Source organism: Mesorhizobium silamurunense (assembly GCF_014843825.1).
GTDB lineage: Bacteria > Pseudomonadota > Alphaproteobacteria > Rhizobiales > Rhizobiaceae > Mesorhizobium > Mesorhizobium silamurunense.
Window position 1 is genome coordinate 1 of record NZ_JHQR01000308.1, and the last position, 12,716, is coordinate 12,716.

Sequence of the window (12,716 nt, forward strand, 5' to 3'; positions counted from 1 at the left end):
GGTGCCCATCCGCGGCGTGCGCGGCGACCTGCCGGTGCGCTTCGCGCCGGAAGGGGCGGTGCCAGGCGACCGCATCGTCGGTATCATCCAGCCGGGAACCGGCATCACCATCTATCCGATCCAGTCGCCGGCCCTGCAGGCCTTCGACGACCAGCCCGAGCGCTGGATCGACGTGCGCTGGGACATCGACGAGCGCACCAAGGAGCGCTTTCCGGCCCGTATCTCGGTCACCGCCATCAATGCGCCGGGATCGCTCGCCGACATAGCGCAGGTCGTCGCGTCCAACGATGCCAACATCCACACGCTGTCGATGGTGCGCACCGCGCCCGATTTCACCGAGATGCTGATCGACCTCGAGGTCTGGGACCTGAAGCACCTCAACCGGCTGCTGTCGCAGCTCAAGGACAATTCGAGCGTCAGCGATGCGCGTCGCGTGAACGGCTAGTTTACGATCTGTCACTGGGGAACGAGATGAATACCGACGAAGTGTTGGGCATTTTCCGCGAGGCCGGCGCGGTTCTCGAAGGCCATTTCATCCTGACGTCTGGACTGCGCAGTCCAATCTTCCTGCAGAAGGCGCGCGTCTTCATGCATGCCGACAAGACCGAGCGCTTGTGCAAGGCGCTGGCAGAGAAGATCCGCAAAGCGGTGCCGGGCAGGATCGACTATATCGTCGGTCCGGCGATCGGCGGCCTGATCCCGGCTTACGAGACCTCGCGCCATCTCGGTGCGCCGGCGATCTGGGTCGAGCGGGAAGGGGGCGAGTTCAAGCTGCGCCGCTTCGAGATCGACAAGGGATCGCGGGTTGTCATCGTCGAGGACATCGTCACCACAGGTCTTTCCATCCGCGAGACCATCGACTGCTTGCGCGAGCTGGGCGCCGAGGTGGTGGCCGCCGCCTGCATCATCGACCGCTCGGCCGGCAAGACCGATGTCGGCGTGCCGCTGATCGCACTTGCCGAATATGAAGTGCCGGCCTATCCGCCGGACCGCCTGCCGCCGGAGCTTGCCGCCATCCCAGCCGTCAAACCCGGCAGCCGGAACATTTGAGGTCCAAGATGATCGCCGGCATCGATCATTTCGTGCTGACGGTCCGCTCGGTCGAAGCGGCCTGCGATTTCTACCAGCGCGTGCTCGGCATGCGGCGGCTGGATGAACCGAACCGGCCGACCGCGCTTCTCTTCGGATCGCAGAAGATCAACCTTCACGAGGTCGGCCGCACCTTCGAGCCGAAGGCGAAGGCGCCGACGCCGGGCTCCGGCGATTTCTGCCTCGTCGCGGCGGTGTCTCTTTCCGATATCCGCGCCGGCCTCGAGGCCAACAGCGTGGCGATCGAAGTCGGTCCGGTCGAGCGCATCGGCGCCTGCGGCAGGATGATGTCGGTCTATTTCCGCGATCCCGACGACAATCTGGTCGAGGTCAGCGAGTATCTGGCATAGCCTTCTTTTCGGTCAATTCAGACCAAGCTGCATAGCGCAAAGCCTATCGAATGGAGATTGTGTATGCACTCGTGCCGTTCTCAGATGAAGGCACTCAGAGTCAATTACAGCAAATCTGTGCCATGGGTCAAAGGAGCAGTAACTACTGCTAGGCATCATTTGCCGTCCAGCCGACGGGATAGCCGGACGCCAGGTCCACCTCCATTTTCTGGGATAAATTCGATTCCAGCTGCCTCAAACGTGGCCCGAATCGTCGCAACGGTTGACGTTTTAAGTTCTTCGCCTCGCTCAAAACGGGCAATGGTATCAGGTGAGACGCCTGCGTTACGAGCCAAGTCTCTGGTTCCCCAGCCGAGCGCCACACGCGCCATTTTACATTGAACGACATTCATTTCGTAACATTGATACGATTTTTGTTGATCCGGGCTTTCGGTCGAATTATCGTATCCCTGATACGATTATAGGCTGGCTTAAAAGCGGCTGCTGATGGTGTTACGACCACCCAGCAGCCTGATCACAACCCTAGCTATTGGGAGCTCGGATCATGGGTGATTCCGACAATACCACGACTTTGCCTCTCGTCACCCGCAGGAGGGTACTTACGGGAACGGCAATTGCAATGGCGGCATGGCAGCCAACAGCGGCTGCCCGCAACGATTAGAGAAGGACGAACCCACCGATCCCGCGGTGGCAGTGTGGCGCAAATGGCAGGCGGCCCATCAGCAGGCTGAGCGGCTTTGCCGTCAGCAGCAACGCCTGGAGCGGAAACTGGCCGAATCCGTTGGCTTTCCTTGTGCGACCATCCGGCTGCGCGACGGTGAAAGCGTGACGCTGCATTCACGCGGGGCGCTTCAGGAAGTGCTCGATCTTTGCCCGGAAGATGAGGCAACGCGCGCGAAGGCCGAAGCCGATTTTGCGGCTCATCAGGCGCGCTGGGATGCCGCCGACAGGGAAATCGGCTATTCCGCCGCGCTGCACGCCGAGCGGGAGTCAGCCGACCGGGCCGAAGACATGCTTGAAATGTTGTCCGAGACCCCCGCTGCTTCCCTTGCCGGTGTGGCAGCCAAGCTTGATGCCGTGCTGAGGGAAGGAGAAGTTTCCGAAGACAGCATTGAGTTTCCCTGGCCGCAGATCCGCTCGACACTCGATGATGTCATTCGCATCGGCCAGAGGCTCGTTCCTGAACAGATGCTTGCAAGCGAGATGCTCCAATCGAAACCGGCTCGAAAACGGGAAGGTAGAAGGTTGCGCGTCTGGGCCGAGGCGGATGGAGGCACAGCATGAAAAAGCCAGCCGGTGGATCGCCTATTATAATCGACGATTCTCGTTGTCACCGGGAGACTGCCGATAGTGCCGCGTTGCTTGGCGAGTGGTCCGTTATCGAAGTCGCCGACGCGGCAAGAGCGTTGTGGGCGATTTGGCAGTAACGGCGATCGCCTGGGGCGCCCTGGCGGCGAATTGCAAGGGCGATATGCCGGAATATCGCTTCTGGTTTCAAGTATTTGATTGTCTTCAGGCGGGCTCTTCGGAAGCCGAGCCTGAACTGATAGTGCTAAAGGCTCGCTTGCGTCCTTTTCATTGATTGCCGCCATGCAGAGTTGGGCCCTGTTCCGTTTCGCCGCCTCGGGCGTCCCTGACAAGCCACCGCGGGCTCGGCGCAGTTTTGGGAAATAGACCAGCTGCCGAAATGAGCAGGACCGCTCCGTCCCTAAAGTCATCTTACTCCGGAAGTTCATCACCCTTGACCGGCGCTTTGCCTTTGCCGGCTCGCTTCAGGATTGTGTGCGCCTTGGGGATGTCCGCACGGGAAGCCCGTTCCCCAAAAGTAGCTTTCCGTCCGCAGCGCCGAGAGCTTTTCGGCAACAGCCACGTTGATGAGCTGGTTGAGCGGCACGCCTTCGCTTTCCGCCACCTTCCGGGCCTCGTCCAAAAGCGAGGGCTGCAGCCGCAGCGCATTGCTCAAGTATTTGCACGCTACACTACGACCGCGCGGCAGCTGGACTTGACTTGCTGATCATCCCTTCGCTCAATGCTCCTGATCTTCATGGAAGAACAGGTGCGCCATGGTGGACGACGCCAAGCCTGCGAACGGCAATACAGGCGTTAGTGACAGCGCCGACATGTCGGAACGGGACATGGCTGAACGAGCTGTCCTGTCCATTGCCCGCCTGCTCGGCCGGCAGGTTGCGCGATAGCATTTCGAAGAATCGCGCGCGGCTAACGACAACAAAGGTCATCCTCCTCAGAAGGCCACATTGGAAGCGGAGGGTGAGAGCGGTGGGGGATTTGGACCTGTTCGCCCTGCTTGACCATAAGTTCGCGACGCTGAGCCTCAAGGAGAAGACCAAGAGCGACTATCCACGAGACCTCGACAAATTCGGCTCAGGACCAGCTTGAATGGATCGACTCACATGGTGGCGGGGCCGCTCAAGTCGGCGCGCCGCCCGCCGGGCCCGTGTGTCTCTATCCCCAATTTCAGACATGAATGCCCTGAGCGTCGCGACGTTTGGTAGAGATTCCGGTCGGGAAGCCAGTTTGATAGGAGGAAAAGATGTCTCGAAAAATAAGGTTGAGTTCTGCGGCGGAGAAGATTTTGCGGAAACGGCGAAAAGCGTTCATAAAGAAGTTTGGCCGAGAACAAAGTCGAGATTACCAAGTCTTCTTTGTTGACAATTCTGATGTTCCCATCCAACTGAGCGAGGAAGAAATAAAGTCGACAATTAAGAAGGCTATGCTGGTCGCCGGTACTCCTAAACATTTTGTATATGCGTATGAAAAGACTGGCTTTATGGTAAACGAAGACGGATACAGGAATATGAACCGAGAAGATCGCGCGGAGTATGACCGTGCAATTGAAGAGTATTTCGAGATGGAGAAGAAACAGAAGTTAACACAATAGATAGATATCTGTGAACTCTGCAGTCGGACAACTCAGCCGTAAAAATTGCGGAATCGCCACGGAGACTACGGGCCGAAATGGGGGTTCCCTGTTCACAATCTGAACATGTGCGTTCCACCGGCGATTGGTTGACGTCTGGCCTTGGGCGATAGTGATCGTCATGCAAAGACGGAGACGGGTATTGCCTCAGTTTGGATTCTGTCGCCAGCGGAGTTGGTCGTAATCAACGACCAGCAGATGCCTGAACAGCACATCGATCAAAAACGGCAGCCCGAGCACGCTTGGCTCAAACCACAGGGCAGTGTGGGGAAGCTCCCGCCAGCCCGGTAGAACCTGTCCATTGTCCACCAGGAACGCCGTCAGCATCAGGATATAGGAAGCACCCAGCCGGATAGGTGAAGGCGTGGCCATTGCCGCCAGCGGCGCTGCGCGGCGGTTGCGGGTCGGGGGCATTCGGTAACGGGCGCACAGTTCCTCATAGCGATGCGTGAGATCGGCCTTGGCATCGGCAACGAGGTTGCGGAAGGCGGCCGATAGGCTGTCGCTGCGATGATAGAGCGGCGCGCCGCCGACCGACCCCAGCGCGTTCTGCAGACCTTCCGCCAGAGCGACGAAGCTCTCGCCGCCAAGGATGACATGGGCGTGCTCGAAGCCCGACCAGACGAGCCGGAAGTGATAGAGCAGATGATCGAGCGGCTCACCGGCGATCGTCACGCCGAGGTTGCTCATGTCGGTAAAATCCGAAAGCCCCCGCCGGCCGGGTTCATGGGTCTGGCGGAAGATCCCTCCTGTTCCTGACCGTGAACGGCTCGCCATGACCGGATGCGCTGCTCAAGCGTGCGGTGAATGCCTACGGACAACTCCGGATGCCGCCGCAGCATCTCGTCACAAACCGCGACCGCCCGGATCCCAGGAGCGGCCTCGAGAAGCGGAGCGACTTCGGCGTCAAAGATATGCTCGAGCGGATCGAGGCGACGGCACCCGCGGGGGCTGCTTCTTCTGCCAGGGAAGTCGGGGATCGTGCTCGATGCGGTAGGCTGTCGCTCGGCTGATCGACGCCTTCGCGGCGGCGACTTCGACAGAGTGATTTTGTCGGTACTTCATAAAAGCCTCGTCTGATGATCGGTTACCTGGCGACCCGGCACAAAGGTGATTCTCCATCCAGAAAAATCACTAACTGCCGGGCTGACCGCGATCACAGACGCCGAAAATTTGCTCTGCGGCGGGGGGTGCAACTCCGGTCGGACTGCGCCCTCCCTACGTCACACCCCCGCCGCAGAGTCTCATCCTGATTGACGCTGGGTCTCACCTTTGTTTGTCGCCGCGCAGCCAACCCTCACGCCGCCGCAAGACCCAGTTGCTGGCCCGTTTCGACCGCATCTTCAAACGCCGCGCCGGCTTTGCCATGCTTGATCTTCTGCTAACCAGGCTGCATGCTAACAAGGCCGAGTTGTTGACCGTTCTCGATCGGCCTGAGATCCCGCTTCACACCAACGGCTCGGAAAATGACATCCGCTGCCAGGTGATCAGGCGCAAGATCTCCGGCGGTACCCGCTCAGAGGCTGGGCGCTCCTGTCGCGATGCCTTCCTCTGCCTTAGCAAAACCTGCCAAAAGCTCCGCATCTCCTTTTGGGACTATCTCGGTGCCCGCCTCGCAATCGACGATGCTCCACAAATCCAATGCCTGCCAAACATCGTCAGCTGCACCTGGCCGCCACCACTTTTGCCCTGTTATCGTATTGAGCGCGTTTATCATCGCCGGCGGACCCCCAAATAGGTATCCGGCTCCACGACAGGCCAAAAAATCGTTACACTTCAATGTATTGAAGCGTGATCGAGCGTACTCGAAAAGTGGTAAGTGGGATGATCATCGGCCCTGCCTCCCGGTTCACTCCTCAGTTTTGCCAGAATGGCGCTCTTTTTACGGCCTGCGGCAGACCATCTTACGGCCTGCGGCAGACCATCGCGGCGGCGTTTCGTTGTTCCGTGGCTTGGCGATCGCTATATCAAAGTTTTGTTGCCTTCCTGCGCTCTCGAAGCGCAAGATAAGTCGGCGCGACCCCGATGGCAGGGGAGCGTATGTTGGACCAGGAACTGAAACAGAGTGCTTTTTCGACGCCGAGAGCCTGATGGCCTCCTGGAGCGGGTGCGTACTTACCTGTGGCCGCGCCGCTCCTTTTCGCGCTCCGTTCAGTATTTCTCCAAGCGCATCCTGCGGCTGAAGGCGACGCCCCATTCCGTCGCGGCCGGCGTCGCGGCGGGCGTTTTCGCCTCCTTCTTCCCGCTTGGCTTCCACTTCGTCATCGCCGCCGTGCTCTGCTGGGTGATCGCCGGCAATCTGGTGGCTGCGGCGCTCGGCGCGGTTTTCTTCGGCAATCCGCTGACCTTCCCGCTGCTCTGGGGCGCGTCCTGGGAAACCGGCAAGCTCATCCTGCATGAGCGCCTGCCCAAGCACGGGCCGCCCGAGCATCTCGGCGAAATGATGCACACGCTTTCCTTCGCCAAGCTGTGGCACCCCATCCTGGAGCCGATGTTGATCGGCGCGGTGCCGCTCGGACTGCTCTTCGGCCTTGTGTTCTACGGCATCACCCGCTGGGGTATGACCGTGTTCCGTGAGCAACGGAAGAAACGCATGGCCGAACGTGCCGACAAGGCCAAGCGCGGCGGACGGGAAGTTCCCGCGGAATGATCATCGGCATCGGCAGCGACCTGATCGACATCAGACGCATCGAGAAGTCGCTGGAACGGCACGGCCAGCGCTTTATCCAGCGTATCTACACCGAGGTCGAGCAGGCGAAGTCCGAGAAGCGCGCGGCCCGTGCCGCTTCCTACGCCAAGCGCTTCGCCGCCAAGGAGGCCTGCGCCAAGGCGCTGGGCACCGGCATGGCCGAGGGCGTGTTCTGGCGCGACATGGGCGTGGTCAATCTGCCCAGCGGCGCGCCGACCATGGCGCTCACCGGCGGCGCTGCCGCCAGGCTGGAGAAAATCCTGCCCAAGGGCCATCGCGCGTTGATTCACCTCACCATCACCGACGATTTTCCGCTTGCTCAAGCCTTTGTGATCATCGAGGCAGTACCCGCCGAACAAGCGCCACATTGATTCCATCTGACCACGGGCGGCATGACGTTGCCCAGCGCGCGCCGAGACTCTATACCAACCAACGCACAATCGAGGACGACATGAGCGTGGCTGAAAAATCGCAGAAGAAATCCGGCGGGCTTGGGGAAACCTTCTCCGTCATCATCCAGGCTCTGCTGCTCGCGCTCGTGATCCGCACGCTGCTGTTCCAGCCCTTCTCCATCCCGTCCGGCTCGATGCGGCCGACGCTGCTCGAAGGCGACTATCTGTTCGTCACCAAATGGGCCTATGGCTATTCGCGCTACTCGCTGCCCTTCGGACCCAACATTTTCTCAGGCCGCATCTGGGGCTCGGAGCCCAAGCGCGGTGACGTGGTGGTGTTCAAGTTCCCGCCGGATCCGTCCGTCGATTACATCAAGCGCGTCGTCGGCCTGCCCGGCGACAAGATCCAGGTCAAGGACGGCCAGCTCTTCATCAACGGCACCGCCGTGCCGCGCGAAAAGGTCGGCCAGATCGACAATCCCGATATCACCGAGGTCGACCGTCCCGTCGACGTCTATCGCGAGACGCTGCCCAACGGCGTCACCTATGACACGCTCGACCTGACGCCCACTTCGATCGGCGACAACACGCGCGAGTTCGACGTGCCGCCCGGCCACTATTTCATGATGGGCGACAACCGCGACAACTCCTCCGACAGCCGCTTCACCGTCGGTTTCGTGCCAGCCGAGAACCTCGTCGGCCGTGCCAACGTCATCTTCTTCTCGATTGCCGATGGCGCAAGCCCCTTGGAAATCTGGAAGTGGCCATCGCTGATGCGCGCCGGGCGCCTGTTCCATCTCGTCCACTAAGGTCATGGCGGCCACCAAGCGTTTGACCGCCGTTGCCCTCGCCGAAGCGCTTGTCGAGCGCACCGGCCACGTCTTCGCCGACCGCCAGCGTCTGCAGCGCGCGCTGACCCATGCCAGCGCGCGTTCGACCCATGCCGGCGTCGACTACGAACGCTTCGAATTCCTGGGCGACCGCGTTCTCGGCCTCGTCGTGGCCGACATGTTGCTCGCGGCCTTTCCAGAGGCCGCCGAGGGCGAACTCTCGTTGCGCCTCAACGCGCTGGTCAATGCCGAAGCGCTCTCCGAGATCGCCGAGGAGATCGGCTTGCCGGAACTGGTCCGCGCCGGCTCCGACGTGCGCAACCTTGAAGGCCGCAAGCGAACCAACCTGCGCGCCGATGCGCTGGAGTCGCTGATTGCCGTGCTCTATCTCGACGGCGGCCTGGAGGCGGCGCGCGCTTTCATCCATCGCTACTGGCAGCCGCGCTCGCAGGCGATCGGTGCCGCCCGCCGCGACGCCAAGACCGAATTGCAGGAATGGGCGCATCAGGCCGCATCGGGCGCCGTCCCGGCCTACCGCATCGACGCTCGCGAAGGCCCTGACCACGATCCGCTGTTCACCGTCAGCGTCAAGGTCGGCTCCTTCGCGCCGGCGATCGGCAGCGGCCGTTCCAAGCGCGAGGCGGAGCAGGCAGCAGCGGCGGCGCTGCTGCTGCGCGAAGGCGTATGGAGCGCTGCATGACCGGAACCGAAACTTCCGAAACGCCAGCCACGCGCTCCGGCTTCGTCGCGCTGATCGGCGCGCCCAATGCCGGGAAGTCGACGCTGGTCAATCAACTGGTCGGCGCCAAGGTCTCCATCGTCACCCACAAGGTGCAGACGACGCGCGCGATCGTGCGCGGCATCGCCACGCATGACAATGCGCAGATCGTCTTCGTCGACACGCCCGGTATCTTCAAGCCGAAGCGGCGTCTCGACACGGCGATGGTCACCACCGCCTGGGGCGGCGCCAAGGATGCCGATGTCGTGGTGCTGTTGATCGATGCCGAGCGCGGCATCAGAGGCGACGCGGACGCCATACTCGACCGGCTGAAGGACGTTAAGCAGCCGATGCTGCTCGTCCTCAACAAGGTCGACCGCGTCAAGCCGGAGACGCTTCTGACCCTGGCGGCGGCAGCGAACGAACGCGTGCCGTTCAAGCGCACCTTCATGGTTTCGGCGCTCACCGGCTCCGGCTGCAAGGATTTGCTCGACTATCTCGCCGAGACGCTTCCCGCCGGTCCCTGGTACTATCCGGAGGACCAGATCTCGGACCTGCCGATGCGCCAGCTCGCGGCCGAGATCACACGCGAGAAACTGTATCTCAGGCTGCATCAGGAGCTTCCCTATTCCTCCCATATCGAGACCGAGAAGTGGGAAGAGAAGAAGGACGGCTCGGTGCGCATCGAGCAGGTCATCTATGTCGAGCGCGACAGCCAGAAGAAGATCGTGCTCGGCCACAAGGGCGAGACGATCCGCGCCATCGGCCAGGCCGCGCGCACCGAGATCGCTGAAATCCTCGAGCAGAAGGTGCACCTCTTCCTGTTCGTCAAGGTACGCGAGAACTGGGGCGACGACCCCGAGCGCTACCGCGAAATGGGACTGGAGTTTCCCCACTGATGCATGTCCTCTAGGAATGCCGCCCGTCGATCTGGGACAACGGCATGCACAATCCTAAGGTAGATATCGACACCGATCTCGTGCGCCGGCTGATCGAGTCGCAGTTCCCTGAATGGCGGCATCTGCCGATCAGACCGGTTGCTTCCGGCGGCTGGGACAACCGCACCTTCCATCTCGGCGACGAAATGACGGTCAGGCTGCCAAGCGCGGTTCCCTATTCGCTGCAGGTCGAGAAGGAGCATCGCTGGCTGCCCAAGCTCGCGCCGCTTTTGCCGCTGCCGATCCCGGTGCCGCTGGCCATGGGCGAGCCGGCAACGGGCTATCCCTGGCATTGGTCCGTATACCGCTGGATCGAAGGCGAGACGGCAAAGACCGCGCGCATCGCCGACCTTCGCGCGTTCGCGCTCTCGCTCGCCGATTTCCTGGTCGCCCTGAAGCGGATCGATCCAACCGGCGGGCCGGCGCCGGGCCAGCACAATTTTTATCGCGGCGGACCGCCGACCGTCTATGACGGCGAGGCGAGGCAGGCCATCGCCGCGCTCGAAGGCGAGATCGATACGCAGGCGGCCACCACAGTTTGGGAAGCGGCCCTTGCCGCAACCTGGCACGGGTCGCCCGTCTGGTTCCATGGCGATGTCGCCTCGGGCAATATCTTGGTCGAAGACGGCCGCTTGAGCGCCGTCATCGACTTCGGTACGTCGGGCGTCGGCGACCCGTCTTGCGATCTCGCGATCGCCTGGACGTTCTTCGAAGGCGAAAGCCGCGAGGCGTTTCGCGATCGCATCGCCGTCGATCAGGCGACCTGGGCGCGCGGCCGCGGCTGGACGTTGTGGAAGGCGTTGATCACCGCTGCCGGTCACGACGCCAACCAGGCCGAGGCCCAGAGGTCCAGACGGGTGATCGATGAGGTGCTCGCCGATCGCGAACACTGGACGTGATGAGCGGTCACGCTGACGAATGTCAGCACAGACCGCCGACGGTGCCCCAAAATCTTGATTTCGCCGCGCAACAGGTGAAAAGCTCGGTCCCATGGAATGGCGCGACGAGGGAATCATTCTCGGCACCCGAAAGCATGGCGAAACCAGCGCCATCCTCGAGGTGATGACGCGAGCGCATGGCCGCCATCTCGGTCTCGTGCGCGGCGGCCGCTCGCGCAAGCAGCAGCCGGTGCTGCAGCCCGGCAACCGCGTCGAACTTCTGTGGCGGGCGCGGCTCGACGAGCATCTCGGCGTCTTCCAGGCCGAGGCGATCGAGATGAACGCCGCGCGGCTGATGGACAGCGCGATTGCGGTTTACGGCCTGCAGACCATGGCCGCGCATCTCAGGCTTCTGCCCGAGCGCGACGCCCATGGCGGCCTCTACGAGGCTCTTGCCGTGATGATCTCTCATCTCGACGACGCCGATGCCGCAGGCGAGTTGGTGGCGCGCTTCGAACTGCTTATTCTGGATGAACTCGGCTTCGGCCTCGATCTCAGCCAATGCGCGGCGACCGGCACGCGGCAGGATCTCGCGTATGTTTCGCCGAAATCCGGACGCGCGGTCTCGCGCGCCGCCGGCGAGCCCTGGCGCGACAAGATGCTGGCGCTGCCTGCCTTCCTGCAGCGCGGCTCCGGCCTGCGCGCCGATGCTGCGGCGCTGGAAGACGCCTTCCGGCTGACTGGCTTCTTCCTCACCCGCCATGTCTATGAGCCGCGCGGCATCGAGCCACCCGACGCGCGCGCCGGCTTCCTGGCTGCGCTGCGCCGGCATCAGGCGGCGGTGAAGGCGATCGCCGACGAATAGGGCGAGCGTCTAGAGCAATTCCAGGAAAAGTGCGCAGCGGTTTTCCGTCCGGAATTGCGTAAGAACAAAGAGATAGAGCGTTTCGCCGTTTCCATGAAACGGTGAAACGCTCTAATCGGCGCCCCGCCGCTCCAGAAAATCGTCGAGGATGGCGCGCTGGCCCTTCAGGATCTTGAGGCCGGCTTCAGGAAGTGAAAACCAGCAGGCCCTGTCCACCTCTGGGAATTCCTTCGTGGTGCCTGACTTCGGCGGCCACTCCAAGGTGAACATGTTGCTCTTGATCGCATCAGCGTCGACGTTCGCTTCCACGCTCCAGGCGATGACGATCTTGCCACCCGGCTGCTTGTAGCTGCCGACAGGTTGGAAATCGCCGTCGATGGCGAGGCCGAGTTCTTCCTCGGCCTCGCGGCGGGCGGCCTGAAGCTCATCTTCCTTGTCGCCGATCAGCCCCTTCGGGATCGACCAGGCGCCTTCATCCTTCCTTGCCCAGAACGGTCCGCCGGGATGGACCAGCAGGAATTCGAACACACCGGCGGTTCGCCTGTAGATCAGCAGGCCAGCGCTTCGTTGCGGCATCGATTATCCTCACGGCAATTTCAGCGGGCGTTCGAGAATAGCACGAGTATTTCGCGGCCAGCGGCAGGTAATTTGCCGCCCGAGTCCCGGCCGTGTCGACGTGTTGCCATTGGATAAAGCTTGCGGTTGCTGGCAATCGGCGCCGAAACATGCTCGATCTTGCAGGCCGGCAAAGCGCTGATTTCAATAGCCGTCTCATTGCCGCATTTGTCGGCCACGATTGGTACGGTTTTGAGGGGAACCGCCATGTTTTTCGGCCTGATTGCCATTGCTGCGGTCATCGCTTTATTCGTCATCATTTCGCGCCAGCAGACCCGCATTGGGTTGATCGAGCGCGAGCTTGGCGCGTTGCGCAGCCTGGTGCTCTCGGGTGTCCCCCAGCGAGCGCCCAAGGCGGACGCGGTGACGGAAGGCGCGCCGGACGAAGCGCTCGCCGCAGCGGCCGTGGTTGCG

Annotated in this window: 18 protein-coding genes and 1 pseudogene; 14 read left to right on the top strand and 5 right to left on the bottom strand. The window is 61.9% G+C overall.

The window, feature by feature from the left end; translation table 11 throughout:
• From DH10_RS30465 to DH10_RS30475, 3 genes are all read left to right on the top strand, one after another.
• Window positions 1–445, top strand: a 445-nt coding sequence (locus DH10_RS30465; protein WP_192385674.1) for a RelA/SpoT AH/RIS domain-containing protein, incomplete at its 5' end; no start/stop codon positions are given.
• A 26-nt stretch (window positions 446–471) separates the two neighbouring features.
• A complete protein-coding gene (gene pyrE / locus DH10_RS30470) occupies window positions 472–1,050 on the top strand; it encodes an orotate phosphoribosyltransferase (protein WP_192244505.1) in 579 nt (192 codons plus the stop codon).
• An 8-nt stretch (window positions 1,051–1,058) separates the two neighbouring features.
• Window positions 1,059–1,439 (top strand): VOC family protein, encoded by a 381-nt coding sequence (locus DH10_RS30475; protein ID WP_192244503.1) that lies wholly within the window; start codon window positions 1,059–1,061, stop codon window positions 1,437–1,439.
• Window positions 1,440–1,594: 155 nt separating this feature from the next.
• On the opposite strand, the gene DH10_RS37355 is transcribed toward DH10_RS30475, so the two are convergent.
• Entirely contained in the window at window positions 1,595–1,831 is a 237-nt protein-coding gene (locus DH10_RS37355) for a transcriptional regulator (RefSeq protein WP_246505869.1), read from the bottom strand.
• A gap of 235 nt (window positions 1,832–2,066) precedes the next feature.
• Between DH10_RS37355 and DH10_RS30480 the strand changes: the two genes are divergently transcribed.
• The gene (locus DH10_RS30480; protein ID WP_192385675.1) at window positions 2,067–2,723 is read left to right on the top strand and encodes a hypothetical protein; all 657 of its coding nucleotides are present in this window, start codon (window positions 2,067–2,069) and stop codon (window positions 2,721–2,723) included.
• A gap of 451 nt (window positions 2,724–3,174) precedes the next feature.
• On the opposite strand, the gene DH10_RS30485 is transcribed toward DH10_RS30480, so the two are convergent.
• Window positions 3,175–3,402: a hypothetical protein gene (locus DH10_RS30485; protein WP_210324993.1), complete on the bottom strand. Its 228-nt coding sequence runs from the start codon at window positions 3,400–3,402 to the stop codon at window positions 3,175–3,177.
• A gap of 588 nt (window positions 3,403–3,990) precedes the next feature.
• Between DH10_RS30485 and DH10_RS30490 the strand changes: the two genes are divergently transcribed.
• Window positions 3,991–4,338, top strand: a complete 348-nt coding sequence (locus DH10_RS30490; protein ID WP_192244499.1) for a hypothetical protein — start codon at window positions 3,991–3,993, stop codon at window positions 4,336–4,338.
• A 429-nt stretch (window positions 4,339–4,767) separates the two neighbouring features.
• Here DH10_RS30490 and DH10_RS30495 read toward each other — a convergent pair.
• Window positions 4,768–5,483 (bottom strand): annotated as a pseudogene (locus DH10_RS30495) (IS21 family transposase); the annotation flags it as partial.
• 170 nt (window positions 5,484–5,653) lie between these two features.
• On the opposite strand from DH10_RS30495, the gene DH10_RS30500 reads away from it, so the two are divergent.
• The 8 genes from DH10_RS30500 (at window position 5,654) to recO (ending at window position 11,687) form a co-directional block, all read left to right on the top strand.
• A complete protein-coding gene (locus DH10_RS30500; protein ID WP_192244497.1) occupies window positions 5,654–6,115 on the top strand; it encodes an IS66 family transposase in 462 nt (153 codons plus the stop codon).
• A gap of 327 nt (window positions 6,116–6,442) precedes the next feature.
• Entirely contained in the window at window positions 6,443–7,027 is a 585-nt protein-coding gene (locus DH10_RS30505) for a DUF2062 domain-containing protein (protein ID WP_192244494.1), read from the top strand.
• Complete coding sequence (gene acpS / locus DH10_RS30510) at window positions 7,024–7,437, top strand: holo-ACP synthase (protein ID WP_192244492.1); 414 nt, start codon at window positions 7,024–7,026, stop codon at window positions 7,435–7,437. Before DH10_RS30505 ends, acpS begins: the two co-directional genes overlap by 4 nt.
• An 80-nt stretch (window positions 7,438–7,517) precedes the next feature.
• On the top strand, window positions 7,518–8,267 hold the full coding sequence (gene lepB, locus DH10_RS30515; protein ID WP_192244489.1) for a signal peptidase I: 750 nt from the start codon (window positions 7,518–7,520) through the stop codon (window positions 8,265–8,267).
• Window positions 8,268–8,271: 4 nt separating this feature from the next.
• Window positions 8,272–8,988 (top strand): ribonuclease III, encoded by a 717-nt coding sequence (gene rnc, locus DH10_RS30520; RefSeq protein WP_192244487.1) that lies wholly within the window; start codon window positions 8,272–8,274, stop codon window positions 8,986–8,988.
• Entirely contained in the window at window positions 8,973–9,905 is a 933-nt protein-coding gene (gene era, locus DH10_RS30525) for a GTPase Era (protein WP_192244485.1), read from the top strand. The genes rnc and era overlap by 16 nt, the downstream gene beginning before the upstream one ends.
• Window positions 9,906–9,949: 44 nt before the next feature.
• A complete protein-coding gene (locus tag DH10_RS30530) occupies window positions 9,950–10,843 on the top strand; it encodes an aminoglycoside phosphotransferase family protein (RefSeq protein ID WP_192385676.1) in 894 nt (297 codons plus the stop codon).
• A gap of 91 nt (window positions 10,844–10,934) precedes the next feature.
• Window positions 10,935–11,687: a DNA repair protein RecO gene (recO, locus tag DH10_RS30535; RefSeq protein ID WP_192244480.1), complete on the top strand. Its 753-nt coding sequence runs from the start codon at window positions 10,935–10,937 to the stop codon at window positions 11,685–11,687.
• A 111-nt stretch (window positions 11,688–11,798) separates the two neighbouring features.
• Here recO and DH10_RS30540 read toward each other — a convergent pair whose 3' ends face one another.
• A complete protein-coding gene (locus DH10_RS30540) occupies window positions 11,799–12,263 on the bottom strand; it encodes an NUDIX hydrolase (RefSeq protein WP_192244478.1) in 465 nt (154 codons plus the stop codon).
• A gap of 20 nt (window positions 12,264–12,283) precedes the next feature.
• Window positions 12,284–12,511 carry a hypothetical protein gene (locus DH10_RS30545; protein ID WP_192244475.1) on the bottom strand — a complete coding sequence of 76 codons (228 nt, stop codon included), beginning with the start codon at window positions 12,509–12,511 and terminating at the stop codon, window positions 12,284–12,286.
• Here DH10_RS30545 and DH10_RS30550 point away from each other — a divergent pair.
• The coding region (locus DH10_RS30550) for a hypothetical protein (RefSeq protein ID WP_192385677.1) at window positions 12,510–12,716 on the top strand (207 nt) is incomplete at its 3' end. The two genes, DH10_RS30545 and DH10_RS30550, sit on opposite strands and share 2 nt — an antisense overlap.

What these genes read in the sequence shown, in the direction of transcription:
- pyrE (WP_192244505.1), top strand. Translation starts at nt 472, where the DNA reads ATGAATACCGACGAAGTGTTGGGCATTTTCCGCGAGGCCGGCGCGGTT.
- DH10_RS30475 (WP_192244503.1), top strand. Translation starts at nt 1,059, where the DNA reads ATGATCGCCGGCATCGATCATTTCGTGCTGACGGTCCGCTCGGTCGAA.
- DH10_RS37355 (WP_246505869.1), bottom strand. Translation starts at nt 1,831, where the DNA reads ATGAATGTCGTTCAATGTAAAATGGCGCGTGTGGCGCTCGGCTGGGGA.
- DH10_RS30480 (WP_192385675.1), top strand. Translation starts at nt 2,067, where the DNA reads ATGGCAGCCAACAGCGGCTGCCCGCAACGATTAGAGAAGGACGAACCC.
- DH10_RS30490 (WP_192244499.1), top strand. Translation starts at nt 3,991, where the DNA reads ATGTCTCGAAAAATAAGGTTGAGTTCTGCGGCGGAGAAGATTTTGCGG.
- acpS (WP_192244492.1), top strand. Translation starts at nt 7,024, where the DNA reads ATGATCATCGGCATCGGCAGCGACCTGATCGACATCAGACGCATCGAG.
- lepB (WP_192244489.1), top strand. Translation starts at nt 7,518, where the DNA reads ATGAGCGTGGCTGAAAAATCGCAGAAGAAATCCGGCGGGCTTGGGGAA.
- rnc (WP_192244487.1), top strand. Translation starts at nt 8,272, where the DNA reads ATGGCGGCCACCAAGCGTTTGACCGCCGTTGCCCTCGCCGAAGCGCTT.
- era (WP_192244485.1), top strand. Translation starts at nt 8,973, where the DNA reads ATGGAGCGCTGCATGACCGGAACCGAAACTTCCGAAACGCCAGCCACG.
- DH10_RS30530 (WP_192385676.1), top strand. Translation starts at nt 9,950, where the DNA reads ATGCACAATCCTAAGGTAGATATCGACACCGATCTCGTGCGCCGGCTG.
- recO (WP_192244480.1), top strand. Translation starts at nt 10,935, where the DNA reads ATGGAATGGCGCGACGAGGGAATCATTCTCGGCACCCGAAAGCATGGC.
- DH10_RS30540 (WP_192244478.1), bottom strand. Translation starts at nt 12,263, where the DNA reads ATGCCGCAACGAAGCGCTGGCCTGCTGATCTACAGGCGAACCGCCGGT.
- DH10_RS30545 (WP_192244475.1), bottom strand. Translation starts at nt 12,511, where the DNA reads ATGGCGGTTCCCCTCAAAACCGTACCAATCGTGGCCGACAAATGCGGC.